At 70.9% G+C, this 14,612-nt stretch carries 9 protein-coding genes; 2 read left to right on the forward strand and 7 right to left on the reverse strand.

The window, feature by feature from the left end:
• Nucleotides 1-101: 101 nt before the first annotated feature.
• The 4 genes from nirB to FIU83_RS03790 form a co-directional block, all read right to left on the reverse strand.
• Nucleotides 102-2,618, reverse strand: coding sequence for a nitrite reductase large subunit NirB (gene nirB, locus FIU83_RS03775; RefSeq protein WP_152482834.1), 2,517 nt, complete (start codon nucleotides 2,616-2,618; stop codon nucleotides 102-104).
• A complete protein-coding gene (locus FIU83_RS03780) occupies nucleotides 2,615-3,937 on the reverse strand; it encodes an NAD(P)/FAD-dependent oxidoreductase (protein WP_152482835.1) in 1,323 nt (440 codons plus the stop codon). Before FIU83_RS03780 ends, nirB begins: the two co-directional genes overlap by 4 nt.
• Nucleotides 3,938-4,223: 286 nt before the next feature.
• Nucleotides 4,224-5,255 (reverse strand): CmpA/NrtA family ABC transporter substrate-binding protein, encoded by a 1,032-nt coding sequence (locus FIU83_RS03785; RefSeq protein WP_152482836.1) that lies wholly within the window; start codon nucleotides 5,253-5,255, stop codon nucleotides 4,224-4,226.
• Nucleotides 5,252-5,845, reverse strand: a complete 594-nt coding sequence (locus FIU83_RS03790) for an ANTAR domain-containing response regulator (protein WP_152482837.1) — start codon at nucleotides 5,843-5,845, stop codon at nucleotides 5,252-5,254. Before FIU83_RS03790 ends, FIU83_RS03785 begins: the two co-directional genes overlap by 4 nt.
• A 353-nt stretch (nucleotides 5,846-6,198) precedes the next feature.
• Between FIU83_RS03790 and FIU83_RS03795 the strand changes: the two genes are divergently transcribed.
• Both FIU83_RS03795 and cobA read left to right on the forward strand, forming a co-directional pair.
• Nucleotides 6,199-8,997, forward strand: coding sequence for a nitrate reductase (locus FIU83_RS03795; RefSeq protein ID WP_152482838.1), 2,799 nt, complete (start codon nucleotides 6,199-6,201; stop codon nucleotides 8,995-8,997).
• Nucleotides 8,954-9,898: a uroporphyrinogen-III C-methyltransferase gene (gene cobA / locus FIU83_RS03800; protein ID WP_253939530.1), complete on the forward strand. Its 945-nt coding sequence runs from the start codon at nucleotides 8,954-8,956 to the stop codon at nucleotides 9,896-9,898. Before FIU83_RS03795 ends, cobA begins: the two co-directional genes overlap by 44 nt.
• 19 nt (nucleotides 9,899-9,917) lie before the next feature.
• Here cobA and FIU83_RS03805 read toward each other — a convergent pair whose 3' ends face one another.
• From FIU83_RS03805 to FIU83_RS03815, 3 genes are all read right to left on the reverse strand, one after another.
• The gene (locus tag FIU83_RS03805; RefSeq protein WP_152482839.1) at nucleotides 9,918-10,778 is read right to left on the reverse strand and encodes a dienelactone hydrolase family protein; all 861 of its coding nucleotides are present in this window, start codon (nucleotides 10,776-10,778) and stop codon (nucleotides 9,918-9,920) included.
• A gap of 231 nt (nucleotides 10,779-11,009) precedes the next feature.
• The gene (locus FIU83_RS03810) at nucleotides 11,010-12,359 is read right to left on the reverse strand and encodes a NarK family nitrate/nitrite MFS transporter (protein ID WP_152482840.1); all 1,350 of its coding nucleotides are present in this window, start codon (nucleotides 12,357-12,359) and stop codon (nucleotides 11,010-11,012) included.
• Nucleotides 12,360-12,741: 382 nt separating this feature from the next.
• Nucleotides 12,742-14,547 carry an ABC transporter ATP-binding protein gene (locus tag FIU83_RS03815; RefSeq protein WP_152485229.1) on the reverse strand — a complete coding sequence of 602 codons (1,806 nt, stop codon included), beginning with the start codon at nucleotides 14,545-14,547 and terminating at the stop codon, nucleotides 12,742-12,744.
• Nucleotides 14,548-14,612: the final 65 nt, after the last annotated feature.

Below are 14,612 nucleotides of genomic sequence, written 5' to 3' on the forward strand. Positions count from 1 at the left end.
CTATGAACCCATCCCTGGGCGCTACTTTGGCCATCCATGGCCAAAAACCCCTCGCTTAGGCTTGTCCCCGGCGTCGATCCCGCTATCGGAAGCGCGATGCCTTACGCGGGTCTCAACTGGCCGCGCTCTTCGGTGACGATGATGTCCGGGTCGGGGCGCGCATCGTTGACGAAGCTGCGGAAGCGCTTGAGCTTCTCAGGATCGTTGATGGCGCCCGCCCACTCGCACTCGTAGTTGTTGATCACGGTCTGCATCTGGGCCTCGAGCTCCTCGTTGATTCCCAGGCTGTCCTCGAGCACTACGGCCTTGAGGTAGTCGAGGCCGCCCGCCAGGTTCTCGCGCCACACCGAGGTGCGCTGCAGGCGGTCGGCGGTGCGCACGTAGAACATCAGCAGGCGGTCGATGATCGCGATCAGCTGCGCGTCGTCGAGGTCGGTGGCGAAGAGCTCGGCGTGGCGCGGGCGCATGCCGCCGTTGCCGCACACGTAGAGGTTCCAGCCGTGCTCGGTGGCGATCACGCCGATGTCCTTGCTCTGGGCCTCGGCGCATTCGCGGGTGCAGCCGGAGACGGCGAACTTGAGCTTGTGCGGCGAGCGAAGGCCCTTGTAGCGATGCTCGAGCCGGATCGCCATGCCCACGCTGTCGGCCACCCCGTAGCGGCACCAGGTGCTGCCGACGCAGGACTTCACGGTGCGCAGCGACTTGCCGTAGGCGTGGCCGGTCTCGAAGCCGGCCGCGATCAGCTCGCCCCAGATGTCGGGCAGGTCCTCCAGGCGGGCGCCGAACAGGTCGATGCGCTGGCCGCCGGTGACCTTGGTGTAGAGCCCGTATTCTTGCGCCACCTGGCCCAGCACCACCAGCTTGTCCGGGGTGATCTCGCCGCCCGGCACCCGCGGCACCACCGAGTAGGTGCCGTTCTTCTGCATGTTGGCCATGAAGGTGTCGTTGGTGTCCTGCAGCGGGATGTGCGCGGCGTCGGTGATCGGCTCGTTGAAGCAGGAGGCCAAGATCGAGGCCACCGCCGGCTTGCAGATATCGCAGCCCAGGCGATGGTCGTGGGAAGCGCCATGCTTGTCGATCAGCTCGCCGAAGGTCCGGATGCCCTCGACCCGCACGATGTCGTAGAGCTCCTGGCGGGTGTGGGCGAAGTGTTCGCAGATCGAGGTGTCGACCTCCACGCCGCGGGCCTCGAGCTCGTGGTCGACCACGTTCTTGAGCAGCGCCGCGCAGCCGCCGCAGCCGGTGCTGGCCTTGGTCTCGGCCTTGACCGCGCCGAGGTCCATGGCGCCGGCGTCGAGGCTTTCGCAGATCGCGGCCTTGGTGACGTTGTGGCACGAGCAGATGGTGGCGTCGTCGGGCAGGGCGTCGGCGCCGAGCGTCGGCGCGCCCTCGGAGGACGGCACGATCAGCGCCGCCGGATCCTCCGGCAGCTCCAGGCCATTGCTGTAGTACTGCATCAGAGTGTCGTAGGCGTCGTTGTTGCCCACCAGCATGGCGCCGAGCAGCTTCCTGCCGTCGCCGGAGACCACCAGCTTGCGGTATTCCTGCTTGAGCTCGTCGAGGTAGCGGAAGGTCCGGGCGCCGGGGCTGCGGCTGCCGTGGGCGTCGCCGATGGCGCCCACGTCGACGCCGAGCAGCTTGAGCTTGGTGCTCATGTCGGCGCCGTCGAAGGTCAGCTCGCCGCCCAGCAGGGTGTCGGCGGCGGCCTTGGCCATCTGGTAGCCGGGGGCCACCAGGCCGAAGATGCTGTTCTGCCACAGCGCCACCTCGCCGACGGCGAGGATCGCCGGGTCGCTGGTCAGGCAGCGGTCGTCGATCACCACGCCGCCGCGCTCGCCGATCTCCAGCGCGCAGTCGCGGGCCAGCTGGTCGCGGGGGCGGATGCCGGCGGAGAACACGATCAGGTCGGTCTCCAGCACCTTGTCGTCCTGGAACACCATGCGGTGGCGGCTGGCCTGGCCGTCCTCGATGTGCTGGGTGGCGCGGTCGGTGAGCACCTGCACGCCCAGCGCCTCGATCTTCTCGCGCAGCAGCTCGCCGCCCTCGGCGTCGACCTGCATCGGCATCAGCCGGGGGGCGAACTCGACCACGGCGGTGTCGAGATCCAGGCCGCGCAGGGCGTTGGCCGCTTCCAGGCCCAGCAGGCCGCCGCCGACCACCACGCCGGTGGTGGCGTCCACGGCCGCCGCGCGGATGGCGTCGAGATCGTCCAGGGTGCGATAGACCAGGCAGTGGTCGCGCTCGTGGCCGGGAATCGGCGGCACGAAGGGGAAGGAGCCGGTGGCCAGCACCAGCCGCGCATAGGGATAGCGGCCCCGCTCGGTGATCACCTCGCTGGCGTCGCGATCGATGGCGGTGACCTCCTCGGCGAGGCGCAGCTCGATGCCGTGCTCGGCGTAGAAGTCGGCGTCGCACAGGGCCAGGGACTGGGCGTCCCGGCCGGCGAAGTACTCGGACAGGTGAACGCGGTCGTAGGCGCGGTGGCGCTCCTCGCCGAACACCGTGATGCGGTAGTGCTCGGTGGCGCCGCGTTCGATCAGCTGCTCGACCAGATGATGGCCGACCATGCCGTTGCCGATGATGATCAGCGGGGGAGTTGCTTGGCTGGGCGTGTTCATGCGGCTTCCTCCTGCGGGGAGCGGTCCTGGGCGTGGGGCGTGGCGGGATTCGGTGCTTCGGCCTTCGTGGCGTCGAGCAGGGCCCTGGCATCGGCCGGGCCGAACAGCAGCGCCTGACGGCAGGCGTCGAGATGGCGGCCGGACAGCGCCTCGGCGAAGTACCAGGGGCCGGCGGCGGTATCGCCGTAGAGCACGGCGCCCTCGAGGCGGCCGTCGCGCAGCAGCAGCCGGCGATAGTCGCCGTGTTCGGGGTCGTGGTAGGTCAGCACCTCGTGGTCGACGTCGGGCTCGATGGGGCCGAAGGCGTACAGCGAGATGCCGCTGACCTTGAGCTTGGTCGCGGTGGGCGCTTCCACGTAGCCCTCGACGTCCTCGCCGGCCAGCCGGGCGGCCAGCACCTCGACCTGGCGCCAGATCGGCTCGACCAGGCCATAGGTGCGGCCCTCGAACTCGCAGCATTCGCCCAGGGCGTGGATGGCCGGGTCGCTGCTGGTCAGGCGGTCGTCGACGCCGATGCCGCGGTGGACCTCGAGGCCGGCCCGGCGACCCAGTTCGACGCTGGGCGCGATGCCGATGGCCAGCACCACGCAGTCCGCGGGCAGCCGGCGGCCGTCGGCCAGGCGCACGGCGCAGACGCGGCCCCGGCCGTCGTCCTCCAGGCGTTCCAGGTCGGCGCCGGTGACGATCTCGAGCCCGCGGCCCTCGAGCTCGGCCTGGAGCAGGCCGGCGGCGGTGGCGTCGAGCTGGCGGTTCATCAGCCGCGAGGCACGCTGGAGCACGCTCACCGACATACCGGCACGCGCTCTTTTGCGTAGCCCCTCGGCGGCCTCCAGGCCCAGCAGGCCGCCGCCGATCACCACCGCGCGGCCGCCGCGCTCGGCGGCGCGGGTCAGGGCGGCGGCGTCGTCCAGATCGCGGAAGGCGTGCACGCCGTCGAGTTCGAGGCCGTCGACCGGCGGCAGGGCGGGGGTGGAGCCGGTGGCCAGCACTAGGCGATCGTAGGCGATCTCGCGGCCGCCGACGGTGGTCAGGCGGCGGGCGGCGCGATCGATGCGCTCGACCCGTTCGCCGAGCACCAGCTCGACGCCGCGCTCGGCGTACCAGTCGGCGTCGCGCAGGGTCAGCGCCTCGCGTTCCATCTCGCCGGCCAGCAGCGGCGACAGCAGGATGCGGTTGTAGGCGGGGCAGGCCTCCGCGCCGATCAGGGTGATGCGGCGCGGCGCGCCCTCGCGCTGGACCAGCGCCTCGACCAGTCGCTGGCCGGCCATGCCGTTGCCGACGATCACCAGGTGATCGACGGGCGCCGCGGGCGATGGCATGGGGCCATCGGGCAAGGCGACGGTTGTCGGGTCATCGGGACTCATCTCGGATTCCCTCCATAAACGCAGAAGACGCCTCGACGCTCCCCGGCATTGGGGAGCGTGGAGACGTCTTCGTCTGGACTTCGAGGTGCGATCGCCGTTGACCGCCGAAGGGCCGGGCCCTCCGTTCTCGCCTGTTCCTATCAAGGTTCGGGCCAGGACAGGGTGAAAGTCAGAAAACTCAGAAAGTTAAATAATCATCGCCGGGCGATGACCGCCGCCGGGGCGGCCCCTGACGGCGCCGTCATGCACGCTCCTGGTGCGTCGCGGCATCGAAATGCACGGGGCTGTAGCAGGCCTCGACCACGCCGCGCCGGAGGGGGACGTCGAGCTGGCGGGCCAGGTGGTCCACGACCCTTGCCATCTCGCCGACCTCCGGGCGCAGCCCGGTGAGTCGCTGTGCCACCGGCGGCTCGCCCAGCGGCAGCGTCGACAGATGCTCCAGGGCGCGATCCAGATAGGGCGGCAGGGCCAGCCAGCCCCGGGCCTGGCGGCGGTGCTCGGGCGCCTCGGCCAGCCAGTCGGCGGCGGCGACCAGGGCGCGGATCATGGCCGCGAGGGTGGCGGGGTGGCGCCCGGCCCAGTCGCGGGTCACGCCGAGCATCTTCTCGGGATGGTCGGGCCACAGCTGGGCGCCGGTGGCGACGACATGCCCGCCGCCGCGCTGGGCGGCCTGGCTGCCCCAGGGCTCGCCGACGCAGAAGCCGTCGATGCGCCCCTGCTCGAGGGCCTCGACCATGCGCGACGGCGGCAGGGCGACCAGCTCGACGTCGCGATCGGGGTCGAGGCCGCCCAGGGTCAGCCAGTCGCGCAGCTGGTAGTGGTGGCCGGAAAAGGGATGGACCATGGCCAGCCGCGGACGTGGCGCGCCGCGCCGGCGCAGCCGCTCGGCGAAGTCGCGGGCGTTGACGGCTGGGTCCCGGCCGCCGGGCGAGCCGTCGAGGGGCGTCGCCATGCCTTCCGCCCAGTAGGACGACAGCACCAGGGTATTGCCGTTGCGGCCGAGCACCAGCGGCGCCAGGACGTCGCAGGGCGGCCCGGAGGCGCCGAGGCTCATGGCCAGCGGCAGCGGGGCCAGCAGCTGGGCGCCGTCGAGCATGCCGGCGGCCAGCTTGTCGCGCAGGGTCGACCAGGCGCTCTCCCGCGACAGCGTGACGTCGAGCCCTGAGGCGGCGAAGAAGCCGCCTTCCCGAGCGACGATCGGCAGGGCGGCGTCCAGCAGCGGGACGATGCCCAGGGTCAGTCGGGGACGCTCGGGGGCATGGGGCATGCTCATAGGCCTTTCTCCAGTCCTTCGAGGATATCGATCACGTTGCCGGCCACCTCGCCGATGCGCTGGCCGCGGTCCATGGCCAGCTTGCGCAGCGTCTGGTAGGCCTGGGGCTCGTCGCAGTCCTGGTGCTTCATCAGCATGCCCTTGGCCTTCTCGATGCGCTTGCGGTCGGCGAGCTGGGTGCGGGTGCGGTCGAGCTCCTGGCGCATCGACTGGAAGGCGTCGAAGCGGGCCACGGCGACCTCGAGGATCGCCCGGACCCGGGTCGGCACCAGGCCGTCGACCACGTAGGCGCTGACGCCGGCCTTGAGGGCGGCCTGCATGGAGTCAGGGTCGTGCTGGTCGGCGAAGAACACCACCGGCCGCGGGTTCTCCCGGTTCAGCTGCGACATGCTGTCGAGGGTGTCGCGGTCGGGGGATTCCATGTCGATGATGACCACGTCGGGCGCGTGTCGCTCGACCATGTCGTTGAGGCTGGCCGGGCTCTGCAGGTGGCAGATCACTTCGTGCCCCTCCTGGCCGAGGGCCTCCTCGACCATGGCGGCGCGCACGCTCTCGTCGTCGACCAGCAGGATTCGCAAGGGCTGGGGCATGGCATAGGGCTCGTGATGGGGAAACGGTCAGGCCCTGTTCATGCAAGAGCCATTCCAGCCGCATCGGCGCCGAGCGTCGGTGGTGCATCGGTCGCCGGCGCCGTCCTTTTGCACCACGAAGGAGCGGAGCGGGGCAAAAAATGCCGCCGGCTGGTGCGGGCAAGATCGCCGAGACGGCCGCGATGGCTTGAGTGCCGACGCTTTCCTTCCGCCTGGCATGCCGTTTGCTTTTCTCATGGAAAGACATTCCCGAGTCGCCACGGCGGCGACTCACGGCAACGACGCCCACCCCCGTGCCCACCCGGCATGGCGGTGGGCGTCGTCGTGTCGGGACCATGATCGAGGAGAGCAGCATGCAACAGGCGCGCACCACCTGCCCCTACTGCGGCGTCGGCTGCGGCGTCACGGCCGACATCGAGGACGGGCATATCACCGGCGTGGAGGGCGACGGCGACCACCCGGCCAACTACGGGCGGCTGTGCGTCAAGGGCTCGGCGCTGGCCGAGACCCTGGGCGATCACGGCCGCCTGACCCGGCCCCGGGTCGACGGCGTCGAGGTCGACTGGGACACCGCCCTCGAGGCGGTGGCCGGCCGCCTCCAGGCCACCCGCGAGCGCGCCGGCGATCACGCCGTGGCGGCCTACCTGTCCGGCCAGCTGCTGACCGAGGACTATTACGTCGCCAACAAGCTGTTCAAGGGCTTTCTCGGCACGCCGCATCTGGATACCAACTCGCGGCTGTGCATGGCCTCGGCGGTGGCCGCCTACAAGCGCTCGCTGGGCGCCGACGCCGTGCCGTGCAGCTACGAGGACCTGGAGGAGGCCGAGCTGGTGGTGCTGGTGGGGTCCAACCTGGCCTGGAACCATCCGGTGCTCTATCAACGCCTGCGCACCGCCAAGAGTCGCAATCCGCTGATGCGGGTGGTGGTGATCGACCCGCGGGTCACCGACAGCTGCGAGATCGCCGACCTGTACCTGGGGCTCAGGCCCGGCAGCGACGCCCGGCTGTTCACCGGCCTGCTGGCCTGGATGGCCGACAAGGGCCGGCTCGACGACGTCTATCTGGGCAAGCATACCGACGGGCTCGACGCGGCCCTGGCCGCGGCCCGCGAGGACGACGTGTCCATCGCGGCCATCGCCGCCGACTGCGACGTCGACGCCGAGCGGCTGGAGACCTTCTTCTACTGGTTCGCCAGCCAGCTGCACGTGGTGACCCTCTACTCCCAGGGCATCAACCAGTCGTCCAGCGGCACCGACAAGTGCCAGGCGATCATCAACTGCCACCTGGCCGGCGGCAAGATCGGCCTGCCCGGCGCCGGGCCGTTCTCGATCACCGGCCAGCCCAACGCCATGGGCGGCCGCGAGGTGGGCGGGCTGGCCAACCAGCTCGCCGCCCACATGGACTACGACTCCCCCGGCGCGCGCGACCGCGTGACGCGCTTCTGGGCCACCGACCACCTGACGCCGACCCTGCCCGAGGCGCCTGGGCACAAGGCGGTGGCGCTGTTCGAGGCCATCGAGCGCGGCGAGATCCAGGCGCTGTGGGTGATGGCCACCAATCCCGCGGTCAGCCTGCCCGACGCCAATCGGGTGCGGGCGGCGCTCGAGACGTGCCCGCTGGTGATCGTCTCCGAATGCATGGCCGACACCGACCTGCTGCCCTACGCCGATATCGTGCTGCCGGCCTCGTCGTGGTCGGAGAAGGACGGCACCGTGACCAACTCCGAGCGTCGGATCTCGCGCCAGCGCGGGATGCTGCCGCCGCCGGGCGAGGCGCGCCACGACTGGTGGATTGTCTGCGAGGCGGCGCGCCGGCTGGGTTTCGGCGAGGCCTTCGACTACGGCCATCCCGGCGAGATCTTCGCCGAGCACGCCCGGCTCTCCGGCTTCGAGAACGCCCCCGGGCAGCCGGGCCACGAGGCGCGGCCGTTCGACATCTCGGCGCTGGCGGGGCTCGACCGCGCCGGCTACGACGCCCTGGCGCCGATCCAGTGGCCGGTGACCGCCGAGGCCCCCCGCGGCACCGCGCGGCTGTTCGAGGACGGTCGCTTCGCCACCGCGGACGGCCGGGCCCGGCTGCTGCCGGTGCGTCCGCGCGGCCCCGAACAGGCGCTCAGCGCCGCGCGTCCGCTGCGCCTCAACACCGGCCGGGTGCGCGACCAGTGGCACACCATGACCCGCACCGCCCGGGCGCCGCGGCTGATGAATCACCGCGCCGAGCCCTTCATCGAGATCACCCCCGAGGACGCCGCCGCCTTCGGCGTCGGCGACCAGCAGCTGGCGCGGCTGACCGGCGCAGGCGGCGAGTACCGCGCCCGGGTGCGGCTGACTAAGGGCCAGCGCCGCGGCGAGGCCTTCGTGCCGATGCACTGGACCGACCGCTTCACCGGCGCGGCGCGCACCGGCGGCCTGCTCGCCGCCCATCTCGACCCGATCTCCGGCCAGCCCGAAGCCAAGCACGGCGCGGTGAGCCTGGCGCCGCTGGCGGTGGGCTGGGAGGCGACCCTGCTGATCGCCCCGGGCGAAGCCGGCGACTTCGAGGGGCGCGACGACGGCGCCTACTGGGCGCGCATCCCGCTGGACCACTGCCAGCGCTGGCAGCTGGCCGGCGGCGAGCCGGACGATGCGCCGCGCGACTGGCTGGCCTGGGTGCGGCAGTGGCTGCCCACGGCGCCGAGCCTGTGGAGCGATGACCCGGCCGGCGGTCGGCTGCGCGCCGCGGGGCTCGAGAACGGCCGGCTGCGCTGGTGGCTGATGGTGGCGCCGCCCGCCGAGCTGCCGGGGCTTTCCTGGCTCGATGCGCGCTTCGCCGAGGCGACGCTCGAGGGCGACGTGCGTCGCCGGCTGCTGGCCGGCTGCGACGCCGGCGAGGCCGATGCCGGCCCGCTGGTGTGCAGCTGCCATCAGGTGGGCCAGACGACCATCGTCGAGGCCATCCGCGCCGGCGACGCCAGCGTCGAGGCGCTGGGCGCACGGCTCGCCTGCGGCACCCAGTGCGGCAGCTGCATTCCCGAGCTCAAGTCGCTGGTCGAGGAGCATGCTCCGGACACCGTCGACGCCGGCGCCGATGCCCAGGCGCTCGATTCCACGACACAAGAGGAGAGTGGCCATGCGCGCTCCGAGCAAGCCAAGATCCCCGTTCGCGTCGCCTGATGCCCTGCGCCGCGGTTTCTCTGCCCTGGCCCGGCTGGGCTCGGCCAGGCTGGGCCTGTCGCCGCGTGGGAGGGCCGGTCGCGTCGGCGAAGCGGACGATGACGCCGCGCGGGTCTCGCGGCGCGGCGAGTGTCGCCCCGGGCGGGTCCATCTGGTCGGCGCCGGCAGCGGCGACGTCGAGCTGCTGACGCTGAAGGCCGCGCGGCTGCTGGCCCAGGCCGATGCCGTGGTCTATGACCGGCTGGTCGGCGAGGAGGTGCTGGCGCTGATCCCCGCCGGCCGCGAGCGCTACTACGTCGGCAAGGCCAGCGGCCACCACAGCGTGCCCCAGGACGAGATCGGCGCGCTGCTGGTGACGCTGGCGAGGCAGGGCAAGTCGGTGGTGCGTCTCAAGGGCGGCGACCCCGGCGTGTTCGGCCGCATGGGCGAGGAGCTCGCGGCCCTGGCCGAGGCCGACGTCCCGGCGGAGATCGTGCCCGGCATCACCGCCGCCTCGGCGGCCTGCGCCTCGATGGGCATTCCGCTCACCGACCGCGCCCACGCCCAGCAGCTGCGCTTCGTCACTGCGCAGCTGTGCCGCGAGGGCGGCGCGCCGGATTGGCAGGCGCTGGCCCGCCGCGACGAGACCCTGGTGTTCTACATGGGGCTGGCCAAGGTCGAGGCGATCTGTGCCGGGCTTCGTGGCGCCGGTCTGCCCGACGACTGGCCGATCATGCTGGTGGCCAACGCCAGCCTGCCCGAGCAGGCCGCCTTGACCGGCACCCTGGCGGACATGCCGGCGCGCCTCGCCGAGACGCCGCTGCCGTCGCCCTGCCTGATCGTGGTGGGCAGCGTGGTGCGCATGGTCGAGGCCCACCCGGCGGCCATGGCGCGGTCTGAGGCCGGCCCATCCCGGGCGTGACGTTGGCGGCCTTGCCCGGTCAGTCGTTATCGTTGAGGGTGGCGTCCAGAGTCAGCAGCGCCGCCTGCCAGGAGGCGGCATCGGCGGCGGCATCGTAGGCCAGGGGCAGGTCGTGCTGGGCGGCGAAGGCATCGGCCTCGGGGTTCGTGAAGCCGTGACTGGCCCCCGGATAGTTCGTCACCATGACGTCGGCGCCCTGGGCCTTGAGCGCCCCGGCCATCGCCACCAGGTCGTCGCGCGCCACGAAGCCGTCCTCGGCGCCATTATGGATGCGCACGCTGCCCTCGAAGGCCTGGGGCATGTTCACGGCCACCGTCGGCACCCCGTGAAAGCTGATCGCGGCCTCGAGCGGCATGCCGGAGAGCGCCATGTTCATCACCACGCTGCCGCCGAAACAGTAGCCGATCGCCGCCATGCCGCCATCGGCCACCGCCGGATGCTCCCCCAGCCTGGCCATCGCGGCCTCGAGCCTGGCGCGTGCCGCCGGCCAGTCCTGCATCACTCGGCTGGAGAACTCCTTGGCCTCGGCGGGGTGTCCCGCCAGCTTGCCATCGCCGTACATGTCAACGGCCAGGGCCACGAAGCCGAGTGCTGCGAGCTGATCGGCCCGCGCCCGGGCATAGCCGTCCAGTCCCCACCATTCGTGCACCACCAGGACCGCCGGCTGTGGCTGGTCGATGCTGGCATTGCGTGCCAGGTAGCCCTGATAGGTGGTGCCGCCGGTGGCATACTCGAAGACCTCTCCGACCACGCGGGGCCCGGACTGCAGGGCGACCTGCTCCGCCTTGGGCGAGGAGGCGGGCTCGTTCTGGGCCTGAACGCCGATTGCGCCCGTGAACAGGCATGTGCCCAGGCATGCCAGGGTGAATAGGTGTCGCATCAGGGGGTCTCCTTGCCTGTGATCGGGGTCGTCCTCGACATCCGTCGCCTTCGCTCATACCTGCGTTCTTACCATAGCCAGCCCGGAGGTCGAGCGTCACGCGTTTTGTCGCCAAGAGGTGTCGGTGGTTTCCCGGGCGGCGCGCGCCCGCCAGCGCAAACGCCATCGCCGCGGTGAGGCGGCGATGGCGTGGCGAGGGAAGTGGGGCGTCCCTGCCCCCGGAGCGCTGGCTCAGCGCAGCGACAGGGCCGCCGAGGGCGCCGCCCCGGCGGCGTCCTGGTAGGCGGCGTTCTCCTCGGCCTCGACCGCGGGGGAGAAGCGCACCACCAGGGCGCACAGCGAGGCGATGATGACCGCGATGCCGAGATAGAACAGGCCTTCCTGGTAGGTCAGGGCCTCGGAGCGGAACAGGAAGCCCGCCGCTACGGCCCCGGCGTTGCCCCCGGCGCCGACGATGCCGGCCACCGCGCCCAGCGCCTTCTTGTTGACGAAGGGCACCACGCCGAAGGTGGCGCCTTCGGCCATCTGCACGAAGAGGCTGAACACCAGCATGATGCCGATGGCGAGCGCCAGCACCTGCATCTGGGAGAAGAACAGCAGCGCGATGCCCTCGCAGAGCATGGCGATGAACAGCCAGCGCACCCGGCCCTTGAGGCCGGCGTTGCGGGCGAATAGATCGGAGAAGACGCCGCCCAGGGTGCGGGCGAAGAGGTTCATCAGGCCGAACAGGCCGGCAATCAGGCCGGCGGTGGCCAGCGTCAGGTCGAAGTTGTCGAAGAAGTAGATGGCGGCGATATTGTGGAGGGTCAGCTCGACGCCGAAGCAGGCGGCATAGACCACGAACAGCGCCCAGACGCGGATGTCCTTGGCGGCGGTGGCGAAGCTCGCGGCCATGCCGTGCTCGCCATTGGCCTCGGGCAGCTCGCCGCGGGCCCGTAGCTCGTCGAAGTTGCCGTTGGGGGCGTCCTGGGTAAACAGGTAGTAGGCGATGCCGGTGAGGAACAGCACCACGCCGGGCACCACCATGGCTAGGCGCCAGCCGAGGGTTTCGCTCACGCCGAGCATCAGGATGCCGGAGAAGATCAGGGGCATCAGGATCTGGGTGGTGCCGCCGCCGAGGTTGCCCCAGCCGGCCGAGGTGGCATTGGCGGTGCCCACCACGTTGGGCGCAAACATCACCGAGGTGTGGTACTGGGTGATGACGAAGGAGGCGCCGATGGCCCCGATGGCCAGGCGTGCCAGGAAGAAGGACTCGAAGCTGTCGGCGAAGCCGATGCACATCACCGGCACCGAGCCCAGGCACAGCAGCCAGGTATAGGCGCGGCGCGGGCCGATCTTGTCGCACAGCACCCCGATGGCCAGGCGCACGATCACGGTGATGGCCACCGAGGCGATGATGGTGTTGCCGATCTGGGTCTTGGTCAGGCCGAGGTCGTCTCGCACCACCGCCATCAGGGGGGCGATACCGAACCAGCCGAAGAAGCAGATGTGGAAGGCGAACCAGGAGAAGTGGAAGGCGCGCATCTGCGGCGTCTTGCCGTTGAACAGACGTATCCTGTTGGCCTTGTTTTGGATTTCCATGGGGCATACCTCGTCGAATGACGTTCGAACACACGATCTCTTGGGCCTTCGCCGTTGAAGGTCGGGTCCGACGCACTCGTACCCCGGGGGCCTGGTCTACGTCTGGCACTCTCTGTCATTGACTATGCATAAGCAGGGCCATGCCAGGAAGATGTCTTCTTTTTCAGTTCTTTGAGGACTTCTTGGGCGATGGGCGAGCCGGCATGGAGCGCGAAATGGTGCATGTCAGCCGGCTCTGCCGGGTCCCTGCCCCGGCGTGGTGCCTCTTCGCATGGAGGCGCGGCGGTCCCAGCCGAGGGGGAGGAGGCGGGCGCCGGTACTGCGAAAGGCCAGGCAGGCTCCCGGTGCGCCAGGGCTCGAGGGGGCTTTCCCTGGTCGCCTGTCACGCGTAGCCCTTCGCCTGCAGGCGGAACAGCCGCGCGTAGCGGCCGCCCTCGGCCATCAGGCTCGCATGGTCGCCCTGTTCGAGGATCTCGCCGCCGTCGATCACCAGGATCCAGTCGGCGGCACGGACCGTCGAGAAGCGGTGGGAGATCAGCAGGGTCATGCGGTCGCGGCTGTGCTCGCGGAAGTCGGCATAGACGGCGGCCTCCGCCGCGGCGTCCATGGCCGCGGTGGGCTCGTCGAGCACCAGGATGTCGGCGCCCTCGCGCATGTAGGCCCGGGAGAGGGCGATCTTCTGCCACTGGCCGCCGGAGAGCTCCTGGCCGCCCTTGAACCAGCGGCCCAGTTGGGTGTGGTAGCCGCCCGGCATCTCGGCGATGAAGGCGTCGGCCAGGCCGCGGCGCGCCGCCTCCTGCCAGCGTGCCTCGTCGCCGAAGGCCTCGACGTCCCCGGCGCCGAGGTTCTCGCCCACCTTCATCTGGTAGCGCACGAAGTCCTGGAAGATCACCCCGATGCGCCTGCGCAGCGTGGCGATCTCCCAGTCGCGCAGGTCGCTGCCGTCGAGCAGGATGCGCCCCTCGGTCGGCTCGTAGAGCCGGGTCAGCAGCTTGATCAGGGTGGTCTTGCCCGAGCCGTTGGCGCCCACCAGGGCGAGGCTCTCGCCCGGCTGCAGGTGCAGCGAGACCCCTGCGAGCGCCGGCGTCGTGCTGCCCGGATAGGTGAAGCCCACGCCCTCGAAGCGGATGCCGTCGCCCGGCCGCGCGCCCTCGGTCAGGGTGCCGCCCTCGGTGGGCACCGGCTGCTCGAGGTACTCGTAGAGGTTCGAGAGGTAGAGGTTGTCCTCGTACATGCCGCCGATCGCCGTGAGGCTCGCCGAGAGCGCCGCCTGGCCCTGCTTGAAGACCATCAGGTACATGGTCATCTCGCCCAGGGTCAGCGCGCCGGTCACGGTCTCCACCACGACCCAGGCGTAGGCGCCATAGAAGGCGAGGGTGCCCAGCAGGCCGAGCAGGAAGCCCCAGGTCTCCCGGCGGAGGGTCAGGCGTCGGTCCTCGTCGTAGAGGGTGTCAAAGATCGTCCGGTAGCGATCCAGCAGCAGCGGCTCCAGGCCGAACAGCTTGACCTCCTTGATGCTGTCCTCCCGGGCCAGCACCGTCTCCAGGTACATCTGCATGCGGGTCTGGGGGGAGCGCCAGCGGAACAGCCGGAAGGCGTCCCCCGAGAACTTGGCCTCCGAGACGAACACCGGCAGGGCGCCGATCACCAGCACCAGGATCGCCCAGGGCGAGAACTGCACCAGCAGCACCCCGAAGCTCGCCAGCGAGATGGCGTTCTGGGCCAGGCCGAAGGTCTTGTTGACCAGGCCCAGCGGGCGCGTCGAGGCCTCGCGGCGGGCGCGGGTCAGCTTGTCGTAGAACTCGGAGTCCTCGAACTGCGCGAGCGACAGGGTGCCGGCCTTCTCGAGGATCATCACGTTGACCTTCTGGCCGAGCAGGGCGCGCAGCAGCGACTGCTGGGCGGCCAGGCCGCGCTGGGCCAGGGCGATGGTGGCGATCACCCCGGCCTCCGCCAGCACGTAGCGCAGCACTCCCCACCACTCGACGCGGCCGGTCTCGCGATGCAGCGCCATCGCCGCGACCACGGCGTCGACGATCAGCTGGCCGATCCAGGCCGCCACCGCCGGCAGCACGCCGGCGACCAGGGTGCAGAGCGCGAGCCCCAGGGTCAGCGGCCGCGAGGTCTGCCAGACCAGCGCCAGGGCGCGATGGCTGTAGCGAAAGACGCCGAGGAAGCTGGCGAGCATGCCGCCCGGGCGCGGCGCGGAGGAGGCGGGTGCATGAGGTGAGGACAAGCGCGTGGCTCCTGGCA

The organism is Halomonas sp. THAF5a (assembly GCF_009363755.1).
Taxonomy (GTDB): domain Bacteria; phylum Pseudomonadota; class Gammaproteobacteria; order Pseudomonadales; family Halomonadaceae; genus Halomonas.

Bases quoted from the DNA above. Each gene is read 5' to 3' on its own strand.
- FIU83_RS03810 (WP_152482840.1), bottom strand. From the start codon at position 12,359: ATGGAAATCCAAAACAAGGCCAACAGGATACGTCTGTTCAACGGCAAG.
- FIU83_RS03785 (WP_152482836.1), bottom strand. From the start codon at position 5,255: ATGAGCATGCCCCATGCCCCCGAGCGTCCCCGACTGACCCTGGGCATC.
- cobA (WP_253939530.1), top strand. From the start codon at position 8,954: ATGCGCGCTCCGAGCAAGCCAAGATCCCCGTTCGCGTCGCCTGATGCC.
- FIU83_RS03805 (WP_152482839.1), bottom strand. From the start codon at position 10,778: ATGCGACACCTATTCACCCTGGCATGCCTGGGCACATGCCTGTTCACG.
- FIU83_RS03790 (WP_152482837.1), bottom strand. From the start codon at position 5,845: ATGCCCCAGCCCTTGCGAATCCTGCTGGTCGACGACGAGAGCGTGCGC.
- FIU83_RS03815 (WP_152485229.1), bottom strand. From the start codon at position 14,547: ATGCTCGCCAGCTTCCTCGGCGTCTTTCGCTACAGCCATCGCGCCCTG.
- nirB (WP_152482834.1), bottom strand. From the start codon at position 2,618: ATGAACACGCCCAGCCAAGCAACTCCCCCGCTGATCATCATCGGCAAC.
- FIU83_RS03795 (WP_152482838.1), top strand. From the start codon at position 6,199: ATGCAACAGGCGCGCACCACCTGCCCCTACTGCGGCGTCGGCTGCGGC.
- FIU83_RS03780 (WP_152482835.1), bottom strand. From the start codon at position 3,937: ATGCCATCGCCCGCGGCGCCCGTCGATCACCTGGTGATCGTCGGCAAC.